The following is a 13,012-nucleotide window of genomic DNA, read 5'->3' on the forward strand; positions in this document are numbered from 1 at the left end:
CCAGTGTTCGAAGATTCGCCAGATTTCCTGTGCAGAACTGCTGGCCGAAACCCTGAAACGGATCAATACCGGCGACTCTGTCATGTCGTTGCTCAATGAAATGTATCACTGACAGTCGATTCGCCATACAATAAAAAAACCGCCATAACCGGCGGTTTTTTTATTGGCATCCACCTATCGTCAGCGGACGGTATGCAATTCCTTCATTGCCTTGTCAAACTGCCCTTCGCACAACATCGGCACGATCTGTATCGCACGTGCCATCGCATCCTCGATCCCGCCCATGTCTTCCCGTCTGGGACGCTGCAGCACATAGTCGATCACAGGCGATTTCAGATTCAGCGAACGCGGATGTCCGATACCGATACGCAAACGCCAGAAATCCTGTGTCCCCAGTGCCGATGCAATATCTTTCAGACCATTGTGACCGCCTGTCGAGCCTGAACGTTTGAGCTTTGCCTGTCCGGGTGAAATATCGAGTTCATCATGAACGACCAGAATCTCTTCCGGCGCGATCCTGAAAAAACGTGCCATGGCACCGACAGCCAGCCCCGATCGGTTCATGAAAGTCTGAGGCTTCATCAGCCAGACATCATGCCCGCCGATTTTCGCCCGTGAAACCAGGGCGGAAAATTTCGCTTCCTTTTGCCAACCGTTCCCGTGAAAACCGTTCTCCAGATTGTCCACCACCCAGAAACCGGCATTGTGACGTGTCTGCTCATATTCAGGCCCGGGATTTCCCAGCCCGACAATTAACCGAATACTCATGATTGCCTGCAATTGAAAAATACCATCCCGAACGACGGGCACCATCATTCAGCTTCTGCGTTGCTGAACGAGAATCCAGGGTCTGACCACGACCGCCCACAACAATGCATCGGAATCCGACCATATCTGCGCCTGCTCATCCGTCACCTTGCCGATTTCCTTTTTCTCCAGCATTCCGGAAATCGCCTTGACATCGTCGGAAGCCATCAGCTGCGCCACGCGGATCATATCGACATGGTCTTCCACGGAAATGACCCGTCCACCCGCAAAAAAACGTTCAAGTTCCTTCCAGGATATCTGTGCAGTTTCCAGATTGATTTTTGCATACAGCAATTTTTCCTGTTCTGTCGTCATAACAACTAACCTGCCGGCAAATGATTAATAATGAGGTGGCCTCTCGTTAAGCGGCTTGTCGCTTTCCAGCTCGATGATCCTGCGGGCCATTTCCTTGAGAACCGCCTCGAAACCGTCGATTTTCAACTGTTGCTGATAAACCGTCTTGTTCAGTTCATCGATCATATCTTCCTGTCTTGTAATACGTATTTCAAGATCGATCAGTCGTTCTTCCATGGTTCTTCCTTACGAATGCGCCCTTCATACCACACCCAGCTTCTTTCACCTATTCCGTTTTCTGCAACATGGCCTTGAGTCTGGCCAGCCTTTCTTTCGGCGTCAATACTTCGGACGCTTTCGGCACAGCGATCCCCTCATCCAGTTTCATTTCCGCGATAAACCGCGATGGCTCACATTGTACGGTTTCCCGCGCCTTTTTCCGTTTCTTGCACCAAGAAACATGCAATGTCCGTTGTGCACGGGTAATACCCACATACATAAGCCGCCGCTCTTCCTGAATCCGGGTGGCCAGCTGTTCGGACGGCGTATCGGGATCACCGAGATGCGGCAAAATGCCCTCCTCGACACCGACCAGAAAAACATGCGGAAACTCCAGTCCCTTGGCAGCATGCAATGTCGAAAGATGCACGGCATCCTGCTCTTCGTCCTTGCCTTCGAGCATCGTCATCAAGGCAACCATCTGCGTCAATTCCAGCAGATTCTTCTCCGGCCCGTCCTCGTACTTCCCGCCCTGGCTTTTTTCCTTGAGCCAGTTCGTGAACTCCAGCACATTCTGCCATTTGTTTTTTGCGGTCCGCTCATCGAAATTGTCGTAGAGATACGTCTCGTAAGCAATTTCCTTCATCAGCTCATCCAGCAACGCGGCGGCATTCTCGCCCTTGCCGGACGCCCCAGGACGGCTTGCCCGTTCCTCGATACCGTTGATGAAATCGCAGAACTCGCGTAACGGCCGAAGCTGTCGCGGCGCCAGTTTGGCTTCCAGACCGCCCTTGTATACCGCTTCGAAAAGCGAACATTGCCACTGTCCGGCCAGCGCACCCAGCGTTTCCAGCGTCGATTGGCCCACGCCGCGCCGTGGCGTCGTCACGGCGCGAATGAATGCCGGATCGTCATCGAGATTGGCGATCAGGCGCAAATAACTGACGATATCGCGAATTTCGGCACGCGAAAAAAAACTTTGTCCGCCGGAAATGGTATAGGGAATATTCTCACGCCTTAACATCGTTTCGAACAGACGCGCCTGATAATTGCCGCGGTACAAGATCGCGAAATCGGAATATCGTGCGTGACGCTCGAATTTTTGCGCCGACAATATCATGACAACCCGTTCGGCTTCCTGTTCTTCATCGGACATCGCCAGCGTCCTGACCGGATCACCCAGACCGAGGTCGGACCACAATGTTTTCTCGAACAATTTGGGATTGTTACCGATCACCGAATTGGCCGCCTGTAATATCCGCATGGACGAGCGGTAATTCTGTTCCAGCCGGATCACCTTCAAATCGCTGAAGTCCTTTTGCAAGGTTCTCAGATTCTCGATCGTCGCACCCCGCCATGCGTAAATCGCCTGATCGTCATCGCCGACCGCCGTAAACATCGGCTTTTTGCCGAGTCCCGTCACCAAAAGTTTCACCAGCTCATACTGGCAGGTATTGGTATCCTGATATTCATCGACCAGCAGATAACGCAAACGTCTCTGCCATTTTTCACGCACCTTGTCATTGGATCGGAACAGCTCGACCGGCAAACGGATCAAATCGTCGAAATCCACCGCCTGATAGGCCGAAAGCGTCGCCACATAATTCCGGTATATCCGTGCAGCCTGCGCCTCATCATCATCCATCGCATTTTTCAGCGCAGCCTCCGGTTCGACCATTGCATTTTTCCAGAGCGAAATCGCCCCCTGAATACGGCGGATCACCTGCTTGTCAGTCGTCACGGCAAAATCCTGCACCAGCGAGAAACAATCATCACTGTCCAGAATCGAGAAACGGTCTTTCAGATTCAGTTCAGCGGCTTCCTGGCGCAGGATTTTCACACCAAGCGAATGAAACGTCGAAATCGTCAGCTGGGACGCTTGTGACGGTTCCGCCAGCAGGTGCGAAATCCGCTCCTGCATTTCGGCCGCAGCCTTGTTGGTAAAAGTCAGCGCCGCAATATGCCGTGCCTCATACTGGCCGCTGCCGATCATGTAGGCGATTTTCTGCGTAATGACACGGGTCTTGCCCGAGCCGGCGCCAGCCAGCACAAGACAAGGGCCATCCATATAATGCACCGCTTCATACTGCTGCGCATTCAATGCAGCAAAAGCATCCTTCGACATACCGCATACATTCCGAAATCATCAGGGGCTGCCATTATAACAGTGCGAAGCGAAACCCATACGCCCCTGTTCAGGGTAAACTAGTACCCTGAACAAATGGGTGACACTTGCAATCGGCAAGTCCGCCCCCATCTTCGGCAAAAGATACCGGAACGACCCGCTTTGCCGGTTCAGGTCCGACTTGATATAGGAAACCATATGGAACAATTTCACGGGACAACCATTGTATCGGTCCGTCGCGGCAACCGCGTCGCACTGGGTGGCGACGGACAGGTCACCCTCGGCAATATCGTCATCAAGGGGACCGCAAGAAAAGTCCGAAAACTCTACAACGGACGTGTGCTTGCCGGATTCGCCGGCGGCACGGCCGACGCGTTCACCCTGATCGAGCGCTTTGAAGCCAAACTGGAAAAACACCAGGGCAACCTGTTGCGTTCCTCGGTCGAACTGGCCAAGGACTGGCGAACCGACCGCATGCTGCGCCGTCTGGAAGCCATGCTTCTCGTTGCGGACCGTGAATCGACCCTTGTCATCACCGGAAACGGCGACGTACTGGAACCGGAAGAAGGCGTAGGCGCAATCGGCTCCGGCGGCCCATACGCACAAGCTGCTGCACTGGCACTGCAACGCGATACAGAACTTTCGCCGGAAGAAATCGTCAGAAAATCGCTGGCGATCGCCGGTGACCTCTGTATCTATACCAACCAGTCCCATATCATCGAAACGCTGGATTGAGTATTCCAGATTTCATTTCTTATTTTTTCCGAACGAACCCATCATGAACCTGACTCCCCAAGAGATCGTCACCGAACTGGACAAACATGTCGTCGGACAATCCAAAGCCAAACGTGCCGTTGCGGTTGCATTGCGTAACCGCTGGCGCCGTCAGCAAGTCGCCGAACCACTCCGGCATGAAATCACCCCGAAAAACATTCTGATGATCGGACCGACCGGTGTCGGCAAAACCGAAATCGCGCGCCGTCTGGCGAGACTGGCCGATGCACCGTTCATCAAGATCGAAGCGACCAAATTCACGGAAGTCGGCTACGTTGGCCGCGATGTCGACACCATCATCCGCGATCTGGTGGATATCGGCATCAAGCAAACCCGTGAAGCCGAAATGGTCAAGGTACGCTCCAAAGCCGTCGATGCAGCGGAAGAACGGGTTCTGAACATTCTGGTACCGCCCCCACGCGATTTCGGATTTTCGTCCAACGATCCGCAAACCGCATCGGGTGACAATACCCGTCAGGTCTTCCGCAAGAAACTGCGTGAAGGCTCTCTGGATGACAGGGAAATCGAAATCGAAGTCGCCGATGCCGGTCCGCACATGGAAATCATGGCGCCTCCCGGCATGGAAGAAATGACCGAACAGATCAAATCCATGTTTTCGGGACTCGGCGGTGGACGCAAGAAAAACCGCAAGGTCAAAATCCGTGAAGCCATCAAGCTGATGATCGAGGAAGAAGCAGCCAAACTGATCAACGAGGACGACTTGCGCCAGAAAGCCATCACCAACGTTGAACAAAATGGCATCGTCTTTCTGGACGAAATCGACAAGATCGCTTCACGTTCGGAAATCGGCGGCGCCGACGTATCGCGTGCCGGTGTCCAGCGAGACCTGTTGCCGCTTGTCGAGGGAACGACCGTCAACACCAAATACGGCATGATCAAAACCGACCATATCCTGTTCATCGCATCAGGCGCTTTCCAGCTCTCCAAACCATCCGACCTGATACCGGAACTGCAAGGCCGTTTCCCGATCCGTGTCGAACTGGAATCGCTCTCCATCGAAGACTTCGAACAGATCCTGACCAGCACCGAAGCCAGCCTCATTTCCCAGTACAAGGCACTGCTGGCGACGGAAGGCATGCAACTGGAATTCAGTGAAGACGCCATCCGGCGACTTGCCGAAATTTCCCACTCCGTCAACGAACGGACGGAAAACATCGGCGCACGCCGGCTCTATACCGTCATGGAAAGATTGCTGGAAGAAATATCATTCACTGCCGTCAACTACAACGGTACCCTGACCATCGACAAAAACTACGTCAACGAACGGCTGGATGCCCTGTCAGCCGACGAAGACCTCTCACGTTACGTCCTGTAACGCAAAGGGCAGTGTCCCGGCAGGGCACTGCCCTATTCCTGCTAGCGAACCCAGACCACGACGTCGTCTGCCGACTGTCTCGTTTTGGGAGCCGGCTCGGCGATACGGTAACCGAAAGCCACCATGACCCCAAGACCATAACGGCCGTTATCGAGCAGACCGCGTTCGGACAATATTTTTTCGATGGCCGACATGTTGCCGCCCTCGATCGCACACGAATCGATACCCAGCAATGCCGCCGCCGTCATCATATTGCCCAGCGCGATATAAGCCTGCTTGACCGCCCAGTCAAAAAGCGTTCTGGAAGAATCCAGAATACCGTTTTCCTTCTGGAAAGCGCGGAAACGTTCCCGTTTCTTTTCCATCATTTCCGGAGAAAGATGCTGCACATCGCGCATCATCCGGGTCACATGCGTCGAATCGTAGCGCATGCCGTCTTTCAGGCACAAAATGGCGACATAATGACTGGCCGTCGGCAACTGTCCCTGCGCGCCCCATGTCACCGTTTTCAGTTCGTCACGCAACTGGGCATTCTGTATCACCACAAACCGCCATGGCTCGAAACCGAATGAACTGGGAGAAAGCCGTCCCGCTTCCAGAATCACCTGAAAATCCTGATCGCTGATCTTTTTCGTGGCATCGAACTTTTTCGTGGCATGCCGGAACTGAAAAGCGGACAATACATCTTCTCTGGTAACCATCACTCCTCCATATTCAATAAAACCACACTCCCTTTGTCATGCGAAAAACGCACCCCCATACAGAAAAGGCGCCCTGCCAGAGAGCGCCTTCATACCCGCGGGATAGCACTTACTTCGCATTCCACAGCGCCGTTGCCGTATCCAGCATACGGCAGCTGAAACCCCATTCATTATCGTACCAGGACAAAATCTTGACCAGGGAACCGTCAACGACACGAGTCTGCGTGGCATCGAAAATGCTGGAAGCCGGAATGTGGTTGAAATCCGAGGAAACCAGCGGTTCGACGTTGTAGTCAAGAATTCCCTTGAGCTTGCCTTCGGATGCCTTTTTGACCACTTCGTTGACTTCCTCGACAGTCGTCTTGCGTGCCGCATTGAACGTCAGATCGACCACAGAAACATTGATGGTCGGAACACGCATGGCAAAACCGTCGAGCTTGCCGTTCAGTTCCGGCAGCACCAGACCGACAGCAGCGGCTGCACCGGTACGGGTCGGAATGATGTTCAGCCCTGCGGCACGTGCACGTCTCGGATCGCGGTGATACACGTCCGTCAATACCTGATCGTTGGTATAGGAGTGCACCGTCGTCATCAGACCGTCAACGATACCCAGACCTTCATTCAGTGCCAGCGCCACCGGTGCCAGACAGTTCGTCGTGCACGATGCATTCGAAATGACCGTATCCGATGCTTTCAGCACATGCTGGTTGACGCCATATACGACTGTGGCATCCACATCCTTGCCACCCGGAGCCGAAATGATCACCTTCTTGGCACCGGCACGCAAATGGGCCGAAGCGGCGGCCTTGGACGTGAAGATACCGGTACATTCCATGACGATATCGACACCCAGTTCCTTCCAGGGCAGATTTTCTGGATCGCGTTCACCGGTGACACGGATCCGGTCGCCATTGACAATCAGCTCGTTGCCTTCGACAGACACTTCGGCCGGGAATTTGCCATGCGCCGTATCGTATCTGGTCAACAGAGCGATCGTATCAATTTCGCCTGGATTGTTGATGGCGACAATTTCGATATCATGACGCTTGCCGTATTCATAATGTGCGCGAAGAACGTTTCTTCCGATACGGCCGTAACCATTGATTGCCACGCGAATAGCCATAAATTCACTCCTGAATGTATAAAAAAACCTGTCAAAAGGTACGGACCTTCATACCGGTCCGTACCGCATATCATCACTTGCCCAATACAGCTTCGACTCTGGAAACCACATTGTCCACCGTAAAACCGAAATGGCTGAACAGCTTGCCTGCCGGAGCGGACTCGCCAAAACTTGTCATGCCGATAACATCGCCGTCAAGACCGACATATTTCCGCCAGTAATCCGACGCAGCCGCTTCGATCGCGACACGCGGCAATCCAGACGGCAAGACACTGTCGCGATAGGCGGCATCCTGTTTGTCGAACACATCCGTCGAAGGCATGGATACCACACGAACGGCGATATTTTTCTGTGCCAGCGCTTCCGCCGCCTGCATGGCCAACTGCACTTCCGAGCCGGTCGCGATCAGAACAGCACGGGCATCGGCCGCATCCTTCAGCACGTAAGCGCCTTTGGCGATACCGGCGATCTGATCCTGCGTTCTTTCGAAATACGGCAGATTCTGGCGGGACAACACCAGCACGCTCGGAATCTTGCGGTTCCTGACGGCCTGTCCCCAGGCCACCGCCGTTTCCACCGTATCGCAAGGCCGCCAGTTTTCCAACCCGGGGATCAGCCGCATGCTGGCGATCTGTTCGACCGGCTGATGCGTCGGGCCGTCCTCGCCGACGCCGATGGAATCATGGGTGAATACGTAAATCGTTCCGATCTGCATGAGTGCCGACATTCTGATCGCATTGCGGCAATAGTCCGAGAACGTCAAAAACGTTCCGCCGAACGGAATGAAACCGCCATGCAACACGATACCGTTCATGATCGCCGCCATGCCGAACTCACGAACGCCATAGCTGATGTAATTGCCGCTGTTGCCTTCGCGGACAGTCACACAACCTTTCCAGTTCGTCAGGTTCGAACCGGTCAGATCGGCAGAACCGCCCAAAAATTCCGGCAAATTCGGAGCAAGCGCATCGATGGCGTTCTGGCTGGCCTTGCGGGTGGCGATCGTTTCCTTGCGTGCGACACAATCGGCGACATAACGATCGACGACATCATCGAAACCGGCAGGCAATTCGCCAGCGATACGGCGCGAGAACTCACCGGCTTCCTGCGGATACTGCGCACGATAGCGTGCGAACAAATCGTTCCATGCCGCCTCGGCTTCACGCCCTTTCTGGCGCGCATCCCATGCGGCATATACATCTTCCGGAATGACGAACGGCGGATACTCCCATCCGAGCGCCTTGCGCGTCGCAGCGATTTCATCGTCACCCAACGGAGAACCATGCGCCTTGTTCAGACCGGCCTTGTTGGGCGAACCCTTGCCGATCACCGTCTTGCAACAGATCAGCGTCGGCTTGTCGGAGCGTTTGGCCGCTGTGATCGCGGCATCGACAGCCGCCACATCATGACCGTCCACATTCCGGATGACATTCCAGCCATAAGCCTCGAACCGGCCCGGTGTATCGTCCGTGAACCAGCCCCTGACATTCCCGTCGATCGAAATACCGTTGTCGTCGTACAGCGCGATCAGCTTGTTCAGCTTCCAGGTACCGGCCAGCGAACAGGATTCGTGCGAAATACCTTCCATCAGGCAACCGTCGCCCAGAAAGACATACGTATAGTGATCGACGATATCAAAACCCGGCTTGTTGAATTCGGCAGCCAGCAACTTTTCAGCCAGCGCCATACCGACCGCATTGGAAATCCCCTGTCCCAACGGGCCAGTCGTCGTATCGACACCGGGCGTGACATGCACTTCCGGATGACCCGGCGTTTTGGAATGGAACTGGCGGAACTGGCGGATATCGTCCATGGAAAGATCGTAACCTGTCAGATGCAGCAGCGCATACTGCAACATCGAGCCATGTCCGTTGGACAAAACGAAGCGGTCACGATTGAACCATCCCGGATTGGCCGGATTATGCCGGTAATGTCCGGCCCACAGCGCAACGGCAATATCCGCCATACCCATCGGCATGCCCGGATGTCCGGAATTGGCTTTCTGGACCGCATCCATCGCCAGCGCGCGGATCGCGTTGGCCATTTTCGTAACAGGTAAAGAAGTGTTCATGGTCGCCCAAATCATCAAAATGTCAACGGCATAACGAAACGCTATTATGCCAACCAGCTTTTACCTGTATTCTATCAGAGAGTGTTATCCAGATTACAATTGCATCGGTACCCGTTTGATATGACCCGTCTTTTCTGCGACTTCCCGCTGGCAATCGGCGAGAACATTGAACTTCCGAAAGATGCCGCACGGCACATCATGGTCCTGCGCCTCTCCGCAGGCGACACCCTTACCCTGTTCAACGGTCTGGGCGGCGAATACCAGGCCAGAATCACCCGTATCGACCGCCAGCGAGTCACCACGGAAATCGTCTCGCATTCCTCGCGGGAAGCAGAACTCCCCTACCGGATCACGCTGGCACAAGGCATACCGGAAGCAACCAAAATGGACTGGATCATCGAAAAATCCGTCGAACTCGGTGTCAGCGACATCATCCCGCTGGCAGCACAACGTTCGGTCGTCCGTCTGAACAACGACCGCGCGGAAAAAAGACTGTCCCGCTGGCAAGCCATCGCCATTTCCGCCGCACAACAATGCGGCCGGAACCGCCTGCCACACATCGCATCACCTGTCGGCACCGGAGAATACCTGCGTCAAACGACACCTTCTCCCCGCATTCTGTTCAGCCCGCGCGCGACCGAGGCACTCTCCGAATGGGCTCGCCACCAAAAACCGCAAAACATCACACTGCTGATCGGACCGGAAGGCGGATTTTCACCGGAAGAAGAAAACATGGCAGAACAGCAAGGCGTCACCTTCCTGTCGATGGGACCGCGCATCCTGCGTACCGAAACCGCCGGTCTGGCGGCTGTCGCCGCCATCAATGCACTATGGGAAACGCGGCCGGAATAACCGTCGCCCCGCTTCCACCGTATGTAAACGCCACTAGCCGACCAGCGACACCGAATGCTCGCGCGTGGCATGGAACGTCAGTTTCGGCCACCGCTCTTCCGTCAGACGCAAATTGACCGGCGAAGTCGCCAGATACGTCAGATTGCCCGCCGCGTCATAGGCGACATTGTGCGCCAGCGACTTTTCAAAGTCCGAAAGCATCTTCTTGTCTTCGCCCGAGACCCAGCGCGCACTGCTGATACTGGTTCCCTCGAAAACCGCGTCGACACCGTACTCGTTCATCAGTCGGCTGGCGACCACCTCGAACTGCAAGACACCGACCGCCCCCAGAATCAGCTCGCTGCCCAGAACCGGCTTGAAAACCTGCACCGCCCCTTCCTCGCCCAGCTGTTGCAAGCCCTTGTGCAACTGCTTGACCTTGAGCGGGTTGCGAATACGGACACTGCGGAAAATTTCCGGTGCGAAATAGGGAATCCCCGTGAACTGCAACACTTCCCCTTCCGAAAAACTGTCGCCGATCTGCATGTTGCCGTGATTGGGCAAACCGATAATATCCCCGGCATAGGCTTCCTCGACCTGCTCGCGCGACGATGCCATGAAGGTCACCACGCTGGACACCTTGATCTCGCGGTTGAGCCGCAAATGCTTCAGACGCATACCGCGTTCGAACCGTCCCGAACAGACACGCAAAAAAGCGATACGGTCACGGTGCGCCGGGTCCATATTCGCCTGAATCTTGAACACGAAACCGGAAAAAGCCGTTTCCGTCGGCTGGACATCCCGCACAGTCGCATGACGTCCCAAAGGCGGCTGCGCCCAGTCCAGCAGTGCATTCAGGACTTCACGGACACCGAAATTGTTGATCGCCGAACCGAAAAAGACCGGCGTGAGCGTACCCGCCAGAAATTCTTCCAGCACAAACGGATTGGAAGCCCCCTTGACCAGTTCGACTTCCATTTTCAGCTGTTCCATTTCCATCGGGAACATTTCCGTCAGCCGTGGATTGTCGATCCCCTTGACGACCTCAAAAACCTGATCCGCCTTTTCATTGCCCGGCGCGAACAACATGACCTCGTCATTGATGAGGTGATAGACCCCGCGGAAATTCTTGCCTATCCCGATCGGCCAGGTAATCGGCGCACAACGGATTTTCAGCACCGTTTCCACTTCATCGAGCAATTCCAGCGAATCCCGCGTTTCGCGGTCGAGCTTGTTCATGAAGGTGATGATCGGCGTATTGCGCATGCGGCATACTTCCAGCAACTTGATCGTCTGCGCTTCCACCCCGCGCGCCGCATCGATCACCATCAACGCGGTATCGACAGCCGTCAACACCCGGTAAGTATCTTCCGAAAAATCCTGGTGACCCGGCGTATCCAGCAAATTGATGACATGGTCGCGATACTCGAACTGCATAACCGAGCTGGCTACCGAAATCCCGCGCTGCTTTTCGATTTCCATCCAGTCAGACGTGGCATGCCGCGCACTCTTGCGCGCCTTCACCGTCCCGGCCAGCTGAATGGCGCCGGAAAACAGCAACAGCTTTTCCGTCAGCGTCGTCTTGCCCGCGTCAGGGTGGGAAATGATCCCGAACGTACGCCGCCGCGCGACCTCGCGCGCGATTTTTTTCGCCAGATTGTCTCTGGACTCTGCAACCGACTCCCCAACTGCGGCCGTACCTTCCGGAGCGGAATCAACACTCATGGCAACATCTTTCATTCAATCAGCAAACACACAAACGGCATCGGCACCCCCTTGCGGAAAGACAAGCCCCGCTGGATGCAATGCCCGATAAAATGTATAATTATAAATTGCTTCAATACTTTTCTGTTCACGAAAAGCCAACGCACCACACAAACGGGGGCGACTTGGATTCGACAGGGGTTGCAAAGCAGAACAGGGCATATCGAGGACTGGAGCCCTCGTAAATCCATCCAGAAAAAAGTAAACGCTAACGATAAAAGTTACGCATTAGCCGCTTAATACCGGCTATCCCTGCACTGTTTCTTTCCTGGGGCAGGCCGCAAGGCACGCAGGGTCATCGACAGGAAATCGCCTTGTGCTTCGTTACCGGGTACAAGGTTAAATCTCTGGTGACTCGTCTGTCGGCAGCGTGCATGTCCGCGTCCGGCAGATCAAATCAAATGGCAATGCTAAATATGTAGAACTGTCTGTAGAGGACTTCTGGACGCGGGTTCGAAACCCGCCGCCTCCACCATCACATCTTTTCCGTCATGTCGTACTGAACCGTACGATTTCGTTTGTACAACCAAAACGGTATATCCGTATTTATCGCACCATAAAAAAACCGAAGCCCTCTTGCGAGGACTTCGGCCAACAGGCGGAATGGGGGACCAATCCCATTCAACAGGAGGGAAGGATAAGGGAAGGCCTGAACCCTCCTTCTGTTGTCAAGCGGTTATCAGAACTTGTGGGTGATACCGACCTGAACTGCCGTTACGCTGTCTTCGACATCACCGTAAATGTTGGCAACATCTTCATCATCGTAGTCAGTGTAAGCAATGTTGCCGTAGATAGCTGTGCGTTTGGACAGGTCATAGGTATAACCGATGCCGTATTTGTAGATGTCCTTGTCGCTGACATGGACACCACCGTTGGCTTCGACTTCCATCCACTGTGCGGAAGCGTTCAGACGCCCCGGGCCCAGTTTCCATTCCAGACCCAGCAACCACTGTTTCTGCTTGAGTTC

At 54.6% G+C, this 13,012-nt stretch carries 12 protein-coding genes and 1 other RNA gene; 4 read left to right on the forward strand and 9 right to left on the reverse strand.

Going from position 1 to position 13,012, the window contains the following annotated elements; all coding sequences use genetic code 11:
• Nucleotides 1–180: 180 nt before the first annotated feature.
• The 4 genes from pth to NAI64_RS08940 are packed head-to-tail and all read right to left on the reverse strand — an operon-like array spanning nucleotide 181 to nucleotide 3,445.
• A complete protein-coding gene (gene pth, locus NAI64_RS08925) occupies nucleotides 181–768 on the reverse strand; it encodes an aminoacyl-tRNA hydrolase (RefSeq protein ID WP_269299763.1) in 588 nt (195 codons plus the stop codon).
• A gap of 48 nt (nucleotides 769–816) precedes the next feature.
• Nucleotides 817–1,122 carry a DUF2288 domain-containing protein gene (locus NAI64_RS08930; protein ID WP_269299765.1) on the reverse strand — a complete coding sequence of 102 codons (306 nt, stop codon included), beginning with the start codon at nucleotides 1,120–1,122 and terminating at the stop codon, nucleotides 817–819.
• A 24-nt stretch (nucleotides 1,123–1,146) separates the two neighbouring features.
• The gene (locus NAI64_RS08935; protein ID WP_269299767.1) at nucleotides 1,147–1,338 is read right to left on the reverse strand and encodes a SlyX family protein; all 192 of its coding nucleotides are present in this window, start codon (nucleotides 1,336–1,338) and stop codon (nucleotides 1,147–1,149) included.
• A gap of 49 nt (nucleotides 1,339–1,387) precedes the next feature.
• Nucleotides 1,388–3,445 carry a UvrD-helicase domain-containing protein gene (locus NAI64_RS08940; protein ID WP_269299769.1) on the reverse strand — a complete coding sequence of 686 codons (2,058 nt, stop codon included), beginning with the start codon at nucleotides 3,443–3,445 and terminating at the stop codon, nucleotides 1,388–1,390.
• A 198-nt stretch (nucleotides 3,446–3,643) separates the two neighbouring features.
• On the opposite strand from NAI64_RS08940, the gene hslV reads away from it, so the two are divergent.
• Both hslV and hslU read left to right on the forward strand, forming a co-directional pair.
• Entirely contained in the window at nucleotides 3,644–4,180 is a 537-nt protein-coding gene (gene hslV / locus NAI64_RS08945) for an ATP-dependent protease subunit HslV (RefSeq protein ID WP_269299771.1), read from the forward strand.
• A 43-nt stretch (nucleotides 4,181–4,223) separates the two neighbouring features.
• Nucleotides 4,224–5,555 carry an ATP-dependent protease ATPase subunit HslU gene (hslU, locus tag NAI64_RS08950; protein WP_269299773.1) on the forward strand — a complete coding sequence of 444 codons (1,332 nt, stop codon included), beginning with the start codon at nucleotides 4,224–4,226 and terminating at the stop codon, nucleotides 5,553–5,555.
• 41 nt (nucleotides 5,556–5,596) lie between these two features.
• Here hslU and NAI64_RS08955 read toward each other — a convergent pair whose 3' ends face one another.
• The 3 genes from NAI64_RS08955 to tkt all read right to left on the reverse strand — a co-directional run bounded on the left by NAI64_RS08955 (nucleotide 5,597) and on the right by tkt (nucleotide 9,450).
• The gene (locus NAI64_RS08955; protein WP_269299775.1) at nucleotides 5,597–6,256 is read right to left on the reverse strand and encodes an NAD(P)H-dependent oxidoreductase; all 660 of its coding nucleotides are present in this window, start codon (nucleotides 6,254–6,256) and stop codon (nucleotides 5,597–5,599) included.
• A gap of 109 nt (nucleotides 6,257–6,365) precedes the next feature.
• Nucleotides 6,366–7,379 (reverse strand): type I glyceraldehyde-3-phosphate dehydrogenase, encoded by a 1,014-nt coding sequence (gap, locus tag NAI64_RS08960; protein ID WP_269299777.1) that lies wholly within the window; start codon nucleotides 7,377–7,379, stop codon nucleotides 6,366–6,368.
• A gap of 73 nt (nucleotides 7,380–7,452) precedes the next feature.
• A complete protein-coding gene (gene tkt / locus NAI64_RS08965) occupies nucleotides 7,453–9,450 on the reverse strand; it encodes a transketolase (RefSeq protein ID WP_269299780.1) in 1,998 nt (665 codons plus the stop codon).
• Between the two features lie 120 nt (nucleotides 9,451–9,570).
• On the opposite strand from tkt, the gene NAI64_RS08970 reads away from it, so the two are divergent.
• Nucleotides 9,571–10,302 (forward strand): 16S rRNA (uracil(1498)-N(3))-methyltransferase, encoded by a 732-nt coding sequence (locus NAI64_RS08970; protein WP_269299781.1) that lies wholly within the window; start codon nucleotides 9,571–9,573, stop codon nucleotides 10,300–10,302.
• Nucleotides 10,303–10,335: 33 nt separating this feature from the next.
• On the opposite strand, the gene NAI64_RS08975 is transcribed toward NAI64_RS08970, so the two are convergent.
• Nucleotides 10,336–12,006, reverse strand: a complete 1,671-nt coding sequence (locus NAI64_RS08975; protein WP_269299783.1) for a peptide chain release factor 3 — start codon at nucleotides 12,004–12,006, stop codon at nucleotides 10,336–10,338.
• A gap of 155 nt (nucleotides 12,007–12,161) precedes the next feature.
• Here NAI64_RS08975 and ssrA point away from each other — a divergent pair.
• Nucleotides 12,162–12,520: a transfer-messenger RNA gene (gene ssrA, locus NAI64_RS08980) on the forward strand.
• Between the two features lie 204 nt (nucleotides 12,521–12,724).
• Here ssrA and NAI64_RS08985 read toward each other — a convergent pair.
• On the reverse strand, nucleotides 12,725–13,012 hold a 288-nt coding region (locus NAI64_RS08985; RefSeq protein WP_269299785.1), incomplete at its 5' end, for a porin.

This window comes from Oxalobacter paeniformigenes, assembly GCF_027158465.1.
Lineage (GTDB): Bacteria > Pseudomonadota > Gammaproteobacteria > Burkholderiales > Burkholderiaceae_D > Oxalobacter > Oxalobacter paeniformigenes.